This window comes from Nocardia sp. NPDC051911, from assembly GCF_040681035.1.
GTDB classification, from domain to species: domain Bacteria; phylum Actinomycetota; class Actinomycetes; order Mycobacteriales; family Mycobacteriaceae; genus Nocardia; species Nocardia sichangensis.
On sequence record NZ_JBFAXY010000016.1, the window covers coordinates 142,112 to 156,675 of the forward strand.

At 69.2% G+C, this 14,564-nt stretch carries 12 protein-coding genes and 1 pseudogene; 6 read left to right on the forward strand and 7 right to left on the reverse strand.

Annotated features, from left to right (window positions below; all coding sequences use genetic code 11):
* Positions 1-6: 6 nt before the first annotated feature.
* Positions 7-252: a hypothetical protein gene (locus AB0L97_RS21170; RefSeq protein WP_355072363.1), complete on the reverse strand. Its 246-nt coding sequence runs from the start codon at positions 250-252 to the stop codon at positions 7-9.
* Positions 253-427: 175 nt separating this feature from the next.
* A complete protein-coding gene (rpsT, locus tag AB0L97_RS21175) occupies positions 428-688 on the reverse strand; it encodes a 30S ribosomal protein S20 (RefSeq protein ID WP_364432054.1) in 261 nt (86 codons plus the stop codon).
* Positions 689-921: 233 nt separating this feature from the next.
* On the opposite strand from rpsT, the pseudogene AB0L97_RS21180 reads away from it, so the two are divergent.
* Positions 922-1,129 (forward strand): annotated as a pseudogene (locus tag AB0L97_RS21180) (transglutaminase family protein); the annotation flags it as partial.
* Between the two features lie 96 nt (positions 1,130-1,225).
* On the forward strand, positions 1,226-2,014 hold the full coding sequence (locus AB0L97_RS21185) for an aquaporin (protein WP_355072367.1): 789 nt from the start codon (positions 1,226-1,228) through the stop codon (positions 2,012-2,014).
* 54 nt (positions 2,015-2,068) lie between these two features.
* Here the strand turns inward: AB0L97_RS21185 and AB0L97_RS21190 are convergent, their stop codons facing one another.
* Together AB0L97_RS21190 and AB0L97_RS21195 are read right to left on the reverse strand one after the other, a co-directional pair.
* A complete protein-coding gene (locus tag AB0L97_RS21190; protein WP_355072368.1) occupies positions 2,069-2,473 on the reverse strand; it encodes a DUF5360 family protein in 405 nt (134 codons plus the stop codon).
* 8 nt (positions 2,474-2,481) lie between these two features.
* Positions 2,482-3,036, reverse strand: a complete 555-nt coding sequence (locus tag AB0L97_RS21195; protein ID WP_356966427.1) for a type II toxin-antitoxin system PemK/MazF family toxin — start codon at positions 3,034-3,036, stop codon at positions 2,482-2,484.
* 556 nt (positions 3,037-3,592) lie between these two features.
* On the opposite strand from AB0L97_RS21195, the gene lepA reads away from it, so the two are divergent.
* Positions 3,593-5,470, forward strand: coding sequence for a translation elongation factor 4 (gene lepA, locus AB0L97_RS21200; RefSeq protein ID WP_355072372.1), 1,878 nt, complete (start codon positions 3,593-3,595; stop codon positions 5,468-5,470).
* 4 nt (positions 5,471-5,474) lie between these two features.
* On the opposite strand, the gene AB0L97_RS21205 is transcribed toward lepA, so the two are convergent.
* Complete coding sequence (locus tag AB0L97_RS21205) at positions 5,475-6,731, reverse strand: HAMP domain-containing sensor histidine kinase (RefSeq protein WP_355072374.1); 1,257 nt, start codon at positions 6,729-6,731, stop codon at positions 5,475-5,477.
* On the reverse strand, positions 6,728-7,420 hold the full coding sequence (locus AB0L97_RS21210; RefSeq protein ID WP_355072375.1) for a response regulator transcription factor: 693 nt from the start codon (positions 7,418-7,420) through the stop codon (positions 6,728-6,730). The genes AB0L97_RS21205 and AB0L97_RS21210 overlap by 4 nt, the downstream gene beginning before the upstream one ends.
* Before the next feature lie 568 nt (positions 7,421-7,988).
* On the opposite strand from AB0L97_RS21210, the gene AB0L97_RS21215 reads away from it, so the two are divergent.
* Entirely contained in the window at positions 7,989-10,223 is a 2,235-nt protein-coding gene (locus AB0L97_RS21215; protein ID WP_364432063.1) for a hypothetical protein, read from the forward strand.
* Between the two features lie 81 nt (positions 10,224-10,304).
* The gene (locus tag AB0L97_RS21220) at positions 10,305-12,110 is read left to right on the forward strand and encodes a dynamin family protein (RefSeq protein WP_364432066.1); all 1,806 of its coding nucleotides are present in this window, start codon (positions 10,305-10,307) and stop codon (positions 12,108-12,110) included.
* Between the two features lie 18 nt (positions 12,111-12,128).
* On the opposite strand, the gene AB0L97_RS21225 is transcribed toward AB0L97_RS21220, so the two are convergent.
* Positions 12,129-14,111, reverse strand: a complete 1,983-nt coding sequence (locus tag AB0L97_RS21225; protein WP_356966419.1) for a glycoside hydrolase family 15 protein — start codon at positions 14,109-14,111, stop codon at positions 12,129-12,131.
* Between the two features lie 110 nt (positions 14,112-14,221).
* Between AB0L97_RS21225 and AB0L97_RS21230 the strand changes: the two genes are divergently transcribed.
* Positions 14,222-14,500, forward strand: a complete 279-nt coding sequence (locus tag AB0L97_RS21230; protein WP_356966417.1) for a hypothetical protein — start codon at positions 14,222-14,224, stop codon at positions 14,498-14,500.
* Positions 14,501-14,564: the final 64 nt, after the last annotated feature.

The window sequence follows — 14,564 nt, forward strand, 5'->3', positions numbered from 1 at the left end:
CCGGGGCTATTCCGTGGAGGTCAGAATCAGCTCGCCGTCGTCGTCCGCGTCTTCGTAGCGGCCTTCCCACTCCTCGTAGGCGGGCACGTCCTCGTCCCGCGTGACGATCCACTCCAACGAGTAACCGCCGTCGTCGTCGGGAACCAGCACATTCTCGATCTTCAGTCCGAATCCGAGCACCTCGGCCGCGCGGATCACGTCCGGCAGGTCCTCGGCGCGAACGACCGTCTGATTGGCATACACGGTTACCATGCGCGGAATGGTAGCTGGAACCTCCGACACAGCGCGGGCCGAATCTCGAAACAGCAGCTGAAACGGCGTGGGAGCCAGATTGCTGTCCGGGCACGACAAAAGCCGCCGTGGTCATCGAGGCCACGACGGCTGCGTCACACCACGAGTGCGGTACCGGCGCGCGGTACCGGGTGAATCAGAGCTTGTTGAAAGCCAGCGACAGGGCCGACTTCTTGTTGGCGGCCTGGTTGGCGTGGATGACGCCCTTCGAGGCGGCCTTGTCCAGCTTCCGGCTGGCGAACTGAAGGCGCACGGCGGCGGCTTCCTTGTCACCGGCGGCAGCGGCCTCGCGGAAGCTGCGGATGGCGGTGCGCAGCGCGGACTTGACCGACTGGTTGCGCTTGCGCGCTTCCTCGTTGGTGCGGATCCGCTTCAGCTGGGACTTGATGTTGGCCACGCCGGTTCCTCGTGTTCCTGTCTGGTAGGTCTGTCCTGGGAAAGTTCGTCGAGCGCGCGACATACCCGAATGGAACGGGTAACGCAGCGCCGAAGGTCGAGGTTACCAGTCACCGTTCGGCACGCGAAATCCGACACCGGACCCGCCCCGGTCGATACCGGACACGGCACCGCGCTGGCTTCCCTGGCGACCGGCGAGTTCCACCCGCGAATCCGGCTGCGGGGATCGGCACGACGGTCTCCGGGCGAGAGTACGCCCGCGTCGAGGCATGGACCGGCGCGTGGTCGGGCTCACGGCCCGGCCGGCGCACGCAGGCACCGAGCAGCACGTGTCCGTCGGGGTGGGCCGCCACTACGCGATACGCCGCCGCTGAAGGGCCTCTTCTCGGGCGGCGGTTCGACCGGCCCCGAAGTCGTTGTAGAGATCACACGACTCGCGTAGCGTCCTCCTAGCAACCGTTGCTTTCGAGCGGCTGGCGTTGCCGAAGCGGTACCACGACTCGTCCGAGTACATGTCTGGAACGCGGAAGGTGGACAGATGTCTCCAACGGCCCAGGAAGTAGTCGAAGAGGCTGTCGAGAACAAACCGGTTCCCGAGAGCAAGAAATGGGGCGCGGAGGCGCTCGGCACCTTCGTCCTGGTGATCGGCGGTGTCGGCACCGCGGTGCTGGCGGGGGAGAAGGTCGGTCCGCTGGGCATCGCGCTCGCTTTCGGCCTGTCGCTGATGTTTCTCGTCTATTCGATCGGGCCGATTTCGGGCTGCCACGTGAACCCGGCGGTGACCGTGGGGCATCTGCTGCTCGGCCGGATCAGCGGCGTGTCCGCGGCGGGGTACGTGATCTCGCAGCTGATCGGCGGGCTCCTCGCCGGTCTCGTTTTGTTCGCGCTGGCCAAGAACCTGCCGTCGTACGACCGGTCGGTCGACGGCCTCGCCGCGAACGGGTGGGGCAAGCACAGTCCCTCGGCGATTCGGGGGCCGCTGGGCGAGGTGGTGGTGCAGAACGGGTTCGGCATCGCCGCCACGATCATCGTCGAGGTGATGCTCACGGCGCTGCTGGTCTTCGTCGTGCTGTCCTCCACCGATCAGCTCTCCGACGTGCCGCTGGCCGGCCTGTCCATCGGCGCCACGCTGGCGGTGATCAACCTGGTGGCGATTCCGGTGGACTACGCCTCGGTGAACCCGGCACGCAGCCTCGCCGTGGCGCCCTACCAGGACGGCGCGATGGGGCAGGTCTGGGCGTTCATCGTGTTCCCGCTGATCGGCGGCGCACTCGGCGCGCTGCTGTACGGCCTGCTGTTCGGCCGTTCCCGCGAAATGATCTCCTGACGAAGGCGTTCGGCCCCGGTCAGTCGGCCGGGGCCGATCACTGTGGCTGGGCGGTCAGCTCGCGGTGCGCTCCTGCGGTGCGGTGCACACCAAAGTGACCAGCGCCGGGATCGGGAAGAGCAGCAGGAAGAGGTTGGGCACCCACCACAACGGACTGAAATCGCCGCGCAGTGTCCAGAACGCGATGGCTTGCAGCCCCGCCACGCTGGTCAGGGTCAGCGAAACGGTCATCAGTGTGCGCCAACCGGGCGAGCGGCACAGGCTCGCCAAGCCGGTGGCGCTCGCGGCGAGGTCGAGTACGACGAACGAGTAGTTCCAGTCGCTGAGGATCGGGTCGGTGTAATCCTTGTACGCCCATTCGGGCGGAATCACCTGGGCGAACGCGATCGCCCAGTAGAGCAGGAAACCGACGTCGGTGATCAGCATGGCGATCTTGGTCGGTCCGAGCACGCGTGCCATGGTCCGCCTCAGTGCCAGGCGTATTCGGCGCAGAGCCGGTGGGCGACCAGATCGAAGGTCTTGCGGGGCAGGATCGCGCCCTCGCGGCGGATGCCCGCCTCCGGCACGTCGAGCACCCGATCGAGCCGCACCCAGCTAGGGCGGTTGTCGTGGTCCCAGGACCCGCTGCCGATGCCGATCCAGTTGCGGTCGTAGGCGCGTTCCGGGTTCGACGACAGCATCAGCCCCAGCAGCGTGCGACGGTCCCGGCCCACCACCAACACCGGCCGGTCCTTGCCGTTGCTCGGATCCTCTTCGAACGGCACCCAGGTCCAGACGATCTCCCCGGGATCGGCACGGCCGTCCAGTTGCGGCGAGTAGACGATCTGCCGCGCCCGCTCGGCGGTCGGGACCGGCGTCGACGCGGCGGGCCGCACCGTGACGCCCACGGCCGTGCGCCGCTGGGCCAGCGACCACACCAGCCGGTCGACCAGCCGGGGACCCTGCTGCTTGACGATCTTGGGCCCCTGTTGCTTAGCGATGAGACCGATCTGCTTGCCGAGGGTGTTCCAACTTCGGGCCATCCCAGGAGAATAACGGCGCACCCGCCGCTTCTCACCCGCGTGGGAACCGTTGTGTCGCGGGGGCCATTCGTCTGCGAGCGAGCTATGGAAGCGGATGTGCCCGCCGATCCGGGACCGATCGGACATGTCCGGCTCCCTGCCCCGTTGGCAAGGTACGCCGAGACCGAGCGCGATGAACGCAGCGGAGGACGGCACGGCGCGCCCGACGGTGGCGACGGTGCGGGCGGTGACATCTTCGAAGCGTGGCCTCAGCGCATTCTTCGCGCAATGCGCAGGCAGACAGTAATCGCTGACCATGAGCGGTCGCGCAGGGCGCAGCATCGCACCGCGACCATCGCGGCGCACTTCATGTCCGACTGCCCGAAGCGTCTGCGACATATCCACTGGCTCATCCCCAGCCGTCACCGGCTCAGCCGCGTCCGTCCATTCGCCCCGGGTAAAGGAAGGACCCGCAGCTCGGGCGCGAGCCATGAGGGGCCGCGAACACGCAGCGCCGAAGGCGCTGCAAAAACTGGCAGAGCACCATGGGACGATAGACGGCAGTTTGCCGATACCCATGAGGAGTGGAGTGCCCGCCAGCTTCGCCGACACGACGTTCACCGATCCCGCCCGGATCCGGAACTTCTGCATCATCGCGCACATCGACCACGGCAAGTCGACGCTGGCCGACCGGATGCTGCAACTGACCGGTGTGGTCGAAGAGCGGCAGATGCGTGCGCAGTATCTGGACCGGATGGATATCGAGCGCGAGCGCGGCATCACCATCAAGGCCCAGAACGTGCGGCTGCCCTGGACGCCCAGGACGGGGGAGCACGCGGGCACCGATTTCGTGCTGCACCTCATCGACACACCCGGCCACGTCGACTTCACCTACGAGGTGTCGCGCGCCCTGGAGGCGTGCGAGGGCGCGATCCTGCTGGTCGACGCCGCGCAGGGCATCGAGGCGCAGACGCTGGCCAACCTGTACCTGGCGCTGGAGAAGGATCTGACGATCATCCCGGTGCTGAACAAGATCGACCTGCCCGCCGCGGACCCGGAGCGCTACGCCGCCGAGCTGGCGCACATCGTCGGCTGCGATCCGTCGGACGTGCTGCGCGTCTCCGGCAAGACGGGCGAGGGCGTGGCCGATCTGCTCGACCAGGTGATCGCCCAGGTGCCGCCGCCGGTCGGCGAGGCGGACGCGCCCGCCCGCGCGATGATCTTCGACTCGGTCTACGACACCTACCGCGGCGTGGTCACCTACGTCCGTGTGGTGGACGGCAAGCTGACTCCGCGCGAGAAGATCAAGATGATGTCCACCGGCGCGACCCACGAGCTGCTGGAGATCGGCATCGTCTCGCCCGAGCCGAAACCGACCCAGGGGCTCGGCGTCGGCGAGGTCGGCTACCTGATCACCGGCGTGAAGGACGTGCGCCAATCCAAGGTCGGCGACACGGTGACCGGCGCGCGCGGCGGCGCGACCGAACCGCTCACCGGCTATCGCGAGCCGCGCCCGATGGTGTACTCCGGCCTGTATCCGGTGGACGGCTCCGACTACCCGGACCTGCGCGACGCGTTGGAGAAGTTGCAGCTCAACGACGCCGCCCTGACCTACACGCCGGAGACCTCGGTCGCGCTCGGGTTCGGCTTCCGCTGCGGCTTCCTCGGCCTGCTGCACATGGAGATCACGCGCGAACGCCTGCAGCGCGAGTTCGACCTCGACCTCATCTCGACGGCCCCGAACGTGGTGTACCGGGTGGAGATGGAGGACGGCGTCGAGCACGTCGTCACCAATCCCTCGTACTGGCCCGAAGGCAAGGTTCGCAATGTCTACGAGCCGGTGGTGAAGTGCACCATCATCGCGCCGAGCGAGTTCATCGGCTCGATCATGGAGCTGTGCCAGTCCCGCCGCGGCGAGCTCGGCGGCATGGACTACCTGTCCGAGACCCGCGTCGAGCTGCGCTACACCATGCCGATGGCGGAGATCATCTTCGACTTCTTCGATTCGCTGAAGTCACGCACCCGCGGTTACGCGAGCCTCGACTACGAGGAGGCGGGCGAGCAGGAATCGCAGCTGGTGAAGGTGGACATCCTGTTGCAGGGCGAGGCGGTGGACGCGTTCAGCGCGATCGTGCACCGCGACGCCGCCCAGGCCTACGGCCACAAGATGACCACCAAGCTGCGCGAGCTGATCCCCCGCCAGCAGTTCGAGGTGCCCATCCAGGCCGCGATCGGGTCGAAGATCATCGCCCGCGAGAACATTCGCGCCATCCGCAAGGACGTGCTGGCCAAGTGCTACGGCGGTGACATCAGCCGCAAGCGCAAGCTGCTGGAGAAGCAGAAGGAAGGCAAGAAGCGGATGAAGACGATCGGCCGCGTCGACGTCCCGCAGGAAGCCTTCGTGGCCGCGCTGTCCTCGGACGCCGCTTCGGACAAGCCGAAGGACAAGAAGTAGGCGGCTAGCCCGCCGCGCGCAGCCGTACGCGCAGGCGGGCGCCGCCCATCGGGCTCTCGTCGAGTTCGGCGGTGCCGGAATGCAATTCGGCTTGCTGACGGACCAGGGCCAGGCCGAGGCCCGAGCCGGGGGAACCGGGGCCCTTGACGAAGCGGTCGAAGGCGTCGCCGCGCAACGCCTCGGGGATGCCGCGACCGTCGTCGTCCACATAGATCTCCACGATGTCCTCCGGGCCGGATCGTGCGCTGACGGTGACGGTTCCGGCCTTGCCGTGTTGCACGGCATTGGCGACGGCATTCGTGACGATGAGCATGACGCCGCCCGGTAGACCGGTCACCGTGATCGGTGGGCATTCGGCGAGTTCGACCCGCACCCCGGGATGCCCGCGCCGCGCGTCGTGCACCGCGCGGTCGAGGGTGTCGCAGAGGTCGAACGGCTCGAAGACGTCCGGTTCGGTGAGTTCGCCGACCGCGAGGCGTTCCAGATCGGTCAGCGTGTTCTCGATCTGCCGCTCGGCGAAGAGGATCTCGGACAGGATCACGCCGCGCTGTTGTTCCGGAATCTCTTTGGTGGCAAGTACTTGCAGGTCGGTGCGCAACGCGGTGAGCGGCGTGCGCAACTCGTGCGCGCAGACCGCGGCGAAGTCGCGTGCGCCGGTCAGCGCCCGTTGGGTGGCGCGGTGGGCGGCTTCCAGCCGGGCGAGCATGCGGGTGATCGCGTCGGAGAGTTCCTCGGCTTCCCGCGCGCCGCGGCCGGACAGCGGCGGCAGTTTCTCCAACGTGTCGATGCGGTGGGTGGCGTCGGCGAGACGACGCAACGGGCGTGCGGCGAACCCGGCCAGGAACCAGCCGAGCAGGGCGGCCAGCAACGCGCCCGCCGCGCCGATGCCGAGCCCGATGCGCTGGCTGCGATGTATAGCCGCCTCCACGACGTCGCGGTCGGGATCGAGCGCGACCAGCACGCCGGGCAGCCCGTCGACCCGGGCGATCGCCGCGTCGGCGGGCGCCACGGGTCCGCGCGCGTCGGCGGACCCCTGCTCGGGAGACAGCGTGGCCGCGGACGGCGGAACAGGTTGCGCGGGCGCGGCTTCACGCGGCGCGGCGACCCGCACCGCCATCGACGAGACGGTCTCGTCCAGCTGACGTTCACCGGTGGCGCCGAGCAGGGTGGCGAAAGTGATCGTCAAGGTGAGCGCGACCAGTGCCGCGACCACCCCCGACACGACCGCTACCCGGGTGCGCAGCGACGGCGATCCGCTCATGGTTCCTCCCGGAGGACGAAGCCGACGCCGCGCACGGTGTGGAGTACCCGGGGCACGCCGTCCGCCTCCAGCTTGCGCCGCAGGTAGGAGACGAAGACGTCGACGACATTGGTGTCGGTGGGGAAGTCGTAACCCCACACTGCGGACAGGATCTGCTCGCGGTCGAGCACGATCCCGATGTGCTCGGCGAGCAGGGCGAGCACCTCGAATTCACGTTTCGTCAACTCCACCGGCCTGCCCCCGGCCAGCACGCGGCGTCCGGCGGGGTCGATCCGCACCTGCCCGACCGTGCGCGCCTGGTCGGGGCGGTCCAGCGGTTTACGCCTGCGTCGCAGCAGCGCGTTCAACCGCGCGACCAGCTCGCCGAGATCGAACGGCTTGGTGAGGTAGTCGTCGGCTCCGCGTTCCAGGCAGGCGATCCGGTCGCTGACCGCGGTGCGCGCGCTGAGCACACAGATCGGGATGTCGTCGCCCATCGCCCGCAGCGCGGTGACCACGCCGACACCGTCGAGTTCGGGCATGTTGACGTCGAGCACCATCGCGTCGGGCGTAGTGGCGCGGACCATGCTCAGGGCCTCGGCGCCGTCGGTCGCGGTGACGACCTCGAAATCGGAGAGCTCCAGTCCCCGCCGCAGCGACGCGAGGACGCGAACCTCGTCGTCCACGACCAAGATTCGATGTCCGGCCATGAGGTCAATCTAATCCCACAGTCTGAGATCGTGGTGTCGGCTGCGCCCGCGGTGCGCGATGCGCGGGACCGGAAAGTGAGGCATTGGCCACGGCGCAAACTTGTAACGGACGTGTCGGACGGTGTGCAGACGCGGATCGTCGCGATGCGGCCGAGTGGAAGTCGATATGAGCCGATAGTCGTCCGGTAGATACGTTCGCGTCTCGGCCAACTCGGCATCCATGCCGCCGAACGGCTGATTCGTCGAATTCCTCGATGGAGAGCAAATCCTCGGCACTCCGTCGGCAACTCTCAGAGTTCCTTTAGTTCTTGCCGCCGCGCACTCGCCACGTTTCGATCAGGCCTGGTGACGGTGTCTATTCGAGACTGTGCGCGGTCGGGGAGGCCGCCGGAAATGGGGCTTCCGATCCGGCAAATCGGATGGCAGGGTTGTGTTGCCCGCCACAGTCGCATTCTCTCCAGTCCTGGAGAATGTGACAGGGGAGTATTCCCGAAATACTGTTGGGTGATCTTCACTCTCGGTCGGACCGGCGTGGTGAGGATGCTGAACAACCGAGAGTGGAGCTTTTATGACGCGTGATCTGCCCTTCGACGGCGACACCGAAGAGGCCGACCGCGCGGGCGACACCGCCTACCGTGTGGCCACCGGCGTCGCACGGGTCGCGCGGGCGGGCGCCTATGTCACCGGCGGCGCGCTGGTGGCCGCCAACGGCGGCGGCGTCCCCGCACAGCCCGGCGAATCCCGTCTCGACAGCTGGCACACCGGCTGGGCGCACAGCACCGATCCCGATCCCGACCAGCCGAGCCCGGTGATCACGTTCCCTGACCCGGTCGTCGAGCCCGCGCCGTTCTCGCATGGCTCGAATGTCCCGGTGGCGCACGGAAACTTGGTGCCAGGACCGGGCAATCCCGCGCCCGGGTTCGCCCTCCCCGGCACCGGCGCGGGCCCCGCCGGGTCGCTGCCCACGCTCCCCGGCGAGTACAGCGGCACCGACGCCGGCATGCCACTGCCGACGCTGGCCGGCGAGTCCGGCGCGCAGCAGGGGATGCAGCTGCCGACGCTGCCCGGCGAGTCGGGCGGCCACGGGACGCAGCTGCCCGGACACTCCGGCGGCGGCGTCCCCGGGCTCGGCGGGATCCCCGGCATGGACGGTGATGCCGGGAGCGGACTGTCCATCCCGGGGACCGACGGTCACGTGTCCAACGGTTTCTCGCTGCCCGGCGTCCGGTCCGACGCCGCGAACGATCTCGACGCGCCCGGCGGGCACGGGTTCGGCCTGCCCGGCCACGGACTCGGCCAAGCCGGGCACGGCTTCGGCCTGCCCGGCGCGAACGGCTTCACCGCGCCCGGCTCCACCGTCTTCGACCTGCCCGGCAACAGCGGCGCCGGTGCGGCGCACGCGGCGGGCGATCCGTTCGACGGCGTCGGTCAGGGCGGCGATCTCGGGATGTTCGTCGGCACCCAGTGGTCGGTCGACTTCGGGGTCGGCCCGAACGGGATCTACTTCACCTCCGAGATGAAGGTCGACGGCGCCGTCGGGCACGTCGGCGATCAGCTCGACGAATTCACCGACTATCTGGCCGACGGCATCCATCTGCCGGACGGCACCGCCAGCGCGGCCGCCCAGCCGAACGCGCTGAGCCAAGGCCCTTCCGGACTGCTCGGTGGGCTCACGTCATCGGGCGCGTCCGCCACGCAGTCGTCGGCGGCCTCCGGCGTCGCGCAGTCCGCGTCGGCGGCCGGTGCGCCGACGGCATCGAGCGTCGCGCAGCCGCTGGCGGCCTCGGCGTCCGTCGCCCCCGTGAGCGCGGTCGCGCCGGTGGCCCCCGCCGCCACGGCGTCCGCGCCCGCACCCGCGGCGGTCGCCGCGGCACCGGTGGTCGCGGCCACCCCGCTGCAGACCACGATCCAGCCCGACGCCGCCTCGACCCCGATCGCGAATGTGTTCGCCGCTCCGGAGGGCCCGTCCGTGCTGACCGCTCCCGCGGCGGCCGTCCCCGCGCTGTTCGACGCGGTACGGCCTGCGCCCGTGGTGAAGCCGGCACCCGGGACCGACCCGCATCCGTCCCACCCCGCCCAGTCGCCCGCGTCGACCGTCACCGCGCCGACGACGATCGTCAAGACCACGCCGACGCCGAGCGTTCCCGGCGACGTGACCGTCCCGTCCGCGCCGAAGACGCCGGATCACGACGTCACGAAACTCCCGGGCGCCACCACGGTGCCGCACGGGGGCGTCACCACCGCTCCGGACGTGCCGACCACCAAGGTCCCTGGCGCGACGGTCACCCAGACCCCGGCGCCGACGCATGCGCCGACCACCCCGGGTGACGACGCGACCTCGCCGGGTGGCGTCACGGGTCGCCCGAGCACCGGTGGCACCTCCAACAGCACCTACCCGACCAACGACGTGCCGACCCACGAACTGCCCACCGGCGACGTACCGACGGTGAGCAGGCCTTCGCAGCCGACGTACGAGGCGCCGGACCAGCCCACCTACAGCGCCCCCGCACAGGCGCCCACCGTCGAGCCGCACGCCCCGTCCGCGCCGACCTACACCGCCCCCGTACCCACCCAGGCGCCGATCAAGCCGCAGGTGATCGACCCGAAGCCGCACGGCATCTCGGCGCCGCTGGCGCTCGACCACCCGGCCGACACCGTCTACCCGGTCGCCGACTACACCTACGACCACTCCGCACTGGCGCTGTCCTCGGGTGGCAGCCTCTCGGGTGCGCTGCTGCCGGAGTCGGGCATAGTGGAAACGCACCATTACGTGTCCGATGTGTCGGACATCTCCCTGATCTAGCAGGGGCGTAGCGGGTTCCGACGACTGCGGAGTGGTCGCAGGGGGCACCTGAACGAAAGTCATCGAGAGTAAGGAGGAGGGTTGTCTGCCGCTGCCGGGCTGAAGGCTGCGACCGTGAAACATCCGGACGCGATGGCCCCGCTCATTCGGATACTCGACGAGCTGCGGGAGACGGCCCGATCCGCGGGACGCGACGACCTCGGCAGCCGACTGAGCATGGTTCGTGCCAGGGTGAGCGATCCCCGGGTACGGCTCGTGGTCGTCGGTCGTCCGAAGAACGGCATGAGCACGCTGGTCAACAGCTTGGTCGGTGCCTCGGTCAGCGCGACGAACAGCGATCTGAGCGTCCCGGTGATCGTCGAGTACGGGCCGGAGCCGACCGCGACGCTGGTGCGGCAGACCGAGCACGGCCGCACCGAACGTCAGTCGGTCGACCCGCTCGATCCCGGTCCAGCGCTGGCCACCCAGGGCGTCGTCCGTGCCGAGTTCACCCAGCCCAGTCCGCTGCTCGCCGACGGTGTCGTGGTGATGGACGCGCCGGGCGCGCTGGGCGACAACCGCACCACCTGGTCGATGATCGCCGCGGCCGACGCCGTGCTCTACGTCGGCGACGCCGGCACCGAGCTGACCGTGGAGCAGATCGCCGAGTTGCAGCGCATCCAGCAGATCTGCCCGACCGTGATCTGCGTGCTGAACAAGATCGACGTGTTCCCGCACTGGTCGCGCACCCAGCAGCGCAACCGGGAACTGCTGGACTCGGCGGGACTCGGCTTCGCGGTGGCCCCGGTCTCCGCGGAACTGCACCGGCAGGCCGGGTTGACCGGTGACTACCAGCGCGACATCGAATCCGGCGTGCCGCAGCTGATCGATCATCTGCGCGACTACGTGGTCGCCCGCGCGGACGCGGTGGCGCTGGAAGCCGCGGTCGGGGACATCCGCCTGGTCTGCGATCACCTCGCGCTGACCCTGCGCACCGAAGCCGAGGCGCTGCGCGACCCGCGACGCCGCGCCGAGATCACCGACCAGCTCGCCCGCGCGCGCGACGAGGCCGATCAGCTGCGCCAGCGCACCGCGAACTGGCAGGTCACGCTCGTCGACGGCGCGACCGAGCTGATGGCCGACATCGAGCACGATCTGCGCCACCGGCTGCGCAGCCTGATCCGCGACGCCGAGGCCGAGATCGCCCAGACAGATCCGGCGCGCCGCTGGAAGGATTTCGCCGCCGATCTGGACGCGCGCATCTGCGAGGCGGTCGAGGAGAACTTCGCCGTGGCGCACTACCGCTCGATGGAGTTGTCCGAGCAGGTGGCCGCCAAGTTCCCGGCCGACAACCGGACCCCACCGCTGCCGGACCTGCGCTTGGGCAACCCCGGGGAGGTGCTCGAGGCGGTGCAGCCGCTGGAGCCCCTCGAGAGCGCGAAAGCCGGGGTCACCCAGCAATTCCTGACCGGTCTGCGCGGTTCCTACGGCGGCATCCTGATGGTCGGTCTGGCCACAAGCCTCCTGGGCATGTCGCTGGTGAACTGGTACTCGGCGGGTGCGGGCGTGCTGCTGGGCGTGAACGCGCTGTGGGACGACCGCAAGAGCCGCAAGGTGCGCCGCCGGGCCGAGGCCAAGGTAGCGGTGGCCCGCCTGATGGACGACGTGATCTTCCAGGTCGGCAAGGAGTCGCGTAACCGCTTGCGCGCCGTGCAGCGAGTGCTGCGCGACCACTTCACCGACATCGCGACCGAGGTTTCGCGCGCCGCGGACGACGCGCTGCGCTCGGCCGAGGAGAACTACGGGAAGTACGGCGACCGCAGGCCGGAGCGGATCGCCGACCTCGAGGCGCGGCTCGGCAAACTGCACGCGCTGCGCGAGGAGGCCGACGGACTGGTTCCCGCGTAGACCGTTTCCCGGCGTGGGTCAGACCGGATGGCCCTGCGGGGTGTTCGCGGGCTGGAAGCGGCCCGCGTGCCGGGAGCTCTCGGCACGGATGACGTGGGTCACGGCGTTGATCAGCGCGAGGTGGGTGAACGCCTGGGGGAAGTTACCGAGGTGGCGGCCACTGCGCGGATCGATCTCCTCGGCGTACAACCGCAGGGGACTGGCGAAGCCGAGCAGTCGTTCGCACAGGTGCCGCGCCCGCTGGATCTCCCCGATCTCGACCAGCGCGGAGACCAGCCAGAACGAGCAGATGGTGAACGCTCCTTCCGTGCCGCTCAGGCCGTCGTCGGTGGTTTCGGTCCGGTATCGCAGCACCAAGCCGTTCTCGGTGAGCCGGTCGGCGATGGCCAGCACGGTCGCGCGCACGCGGTCGTCCTCGGGCGGCAGGAAGCGGGTGAGCACCACCAGCAGCAGCGAGGCGTCCAGCGTGTCGCCGCCGTAGACCTGGGTGAACACGCCTTCTGAGGTGACGCCGTTGGCCAGGACGTCGGCCTTGATCTCCTCCGCGATCGCGTACCACTCTTCGGCGTGCTCGTACTGGCCGTGCAACTCGGCGAGCTTCGCGCCGCGGTCCAGCGCCACCCAGCACATCACCTTGGACGAGGTGAAGTGCTGCGGCTCACCGCGCACCTCCCAGATGCCCCGATCGGGCTCCTTCCAGTGCTCGATGGCGGCGTGCACTTGGCGGACCAGTAGCGGCCACAGCGTCTCCGGCACCTGCTGGCGCGACTTCACGTGCAGGTACACCGCGTCGAGCATGGTGCCCCAGATGTCGTGCTGATCCTGGCTGTAGGCATTGTTGCCGATGCGCACCGGACGGGACTGGTCGTAGCCGCCCAAGTGATCGAGGATGATCTCGTCGAGCTGCCGCTCGCCCCCGATGCCGTAGAGCACCTGCAGCGGGACGGGCTCCCCGTCCTCGCCGGTCGTCGCGTCGTTGAGAAAGGCGAAGAAGTCGTCGGCCTCCCGGTCAAGGCCGAGCGTGTACAGGCCCCACAGCGCGAAGCTGGCATCCCGCACCCAGCTGTAGCGGTAATCCCAATTGCGTTCTCCGCCAGGGGTTTCCGGCAGCGAGGTGGTGGCGGCGGCCATCAGGGCGCCGGTCGGAGCGTAGGTGAGGCCTTTGAGGGTGAGCGCGCTGCGCTGCAAGTAGTTGCGCCACGGGTGATCGGGGAACTTGCCGAGCGTGATCCACTGGCGCCAGCATTCGGTGGTCTGCCACATCTTCTCGGCGGCCTCGTCGAAGGTGCGCGGCGCGGGCAGTTCCGACCAGGTGAGCGCGACGAAGACCTCGTCGCCCTCTTTCATCCTGGTGCGGGCGCGCGCCTCGCGCCCCTCGAGTCCGAGACGCAGATCGGTGGTGAGCACCAGGCTCGGCCCGGCGCTGGGCTCGTCGCCGCGCACCGCGGTCGCCTCCTCGTACACCTTGCCGGTGTACTCCCACCGTGCGCTCGCCCGGTGGTAGTCGAACGCGGGCTCGCAGCTCACCTCCAGCTCCACGGTGCCGTTCACACATTTCACCGTGCGCAGCAGCAGATGCTCGGCATCCCAGTCCATCGGGGTGCGCCGGTGGGTCTTGCTGCGCTGATCGTTGTTGTGCCAGGGGCCGAGCACCAGTGCGTCGCGCACGATCAGCCAGCCGGTGCCGGTCTGCCAGGTGGTCTCCAGGATCATCCCGCCGGGCAGGTAGCGGCGGGCGGCGGGCACGTTGACCCCGTACGGCCCGACCCGGAAGTGCCCCGCGCTGCGGTCGAGGAGCGCCCCGAAGATGCTCGGCGAATCCGGCCGCGGAACACACATCCATTCCACCGCGCCGTTGCTGGCGACCAGGCAACTCGTCTCGCAGTCGGACAGGAAGGCGTAGTCATCGATCGGCGGGTAGGCGCCGTGGCGGTGGGTTTCGGCCAAGTTCGTCGGCAGGCCGTCGGAGTCGTTGAGGGTGAGGTCATCGGAGGACGCCATACCCCATCTTCGGGCCGATGTACGCCCGTCGTCCACTGCGCGATTTCTCCGTCCGCCGATGTGGCCGACGGCCTCGTGGAACCGGCCGGCGTACCGACTAGGCTGGAGCCGTGCATCGCATCGCAGGTTGGTGGGACGGCTTCGAGCTGTGGGTGGCGGGACTGCCGTTCATCCCGCAGTTCCTCGTGGTGCTCGTGGGCATGGTCCCGATCAGCTTCGCCATCGCCTACGGGCTTGATCGCGTGCTGCGCGCTGTGCTGCGCGTGCTGGATCGCCGCTACGGCGCCCATTCCGCACCGGCCCGCCCCGCCCCGGCCGCTGCGGCGGCGGTGCTCGAACCCGGGCAGGCCGCCGCCGATCGCACTCCCGTGCAGAGCGGGGCGCGCTGATGCCTCGTTCGCGGGTTCAGCTCGCCCTCATCGCGCTGCTCGTGCTGATCGTCGTCGCCTGGTT

Coding starts and splice junctions, on each gene's coding strand:
- AB0L97_RS21205 (WP_355072374.1), bottom strand. CDS start 6,731: ATGAGCGGATCGCCGTCGCTGCGCACCCGGGTAGCGGTCGTGTCGGGG.
- lepA (WP_355072372.1), top strand. CDS start 3,593: ATGAGGAGTGGAGTGCCCGCCAGCTTCGCCGACACGACGTTCACCGAT.
- AB0L97_RS21185 (WP_355072367.1), top strand. CDS start 1,226: ATGTCTCCAACGGCCCAGGAAGTAGTCGAAGAGGCTGTCGAGAACAAA.
- AB0L97_RS21170 (WP_355072363.1), bottom strand. CDS start 252: ATGGTAACCGTGTATGCCAATCAGACGGTCGTTCGCGCCGAGGACCTG.
- AB0L97_RS21215 (WP_364432063.1), top strand. CDS start 7,989: ATGACGCGTGATCTGCCCTTCGACGGCGACACCGAAGAGGCCGACCGC.
- AB0L97_RS21210 (WP_355072375.1), bottom strand. CDS start 7,420: ATGGCCGGACATCGAATCTTGGTCGTGGACGACGAGGTTCGCGTCCTC.
- AB0L97_RS21225 (WP_356966419.1), bottom strand. CDS start 14,111: ATGGCGTCCTCCGATGACCTCACCCTCAACGACTCCGACGGCCTGCCG.
- AB0L97_RS21190 (WP_355072368.1), bottom strand. CDS start 2,473: ATGGCACGCGTGCTCGGACCGACCAAGATCGCCATGCTGATCACCGAC.
- AB0L97_RS21195 (WP_356966427.1), bottom strand. CDS start 3,036: ATGGCCCGAAGTTGGAACACCCTCGGCAAGCAGATCGGTCTCATCGCT.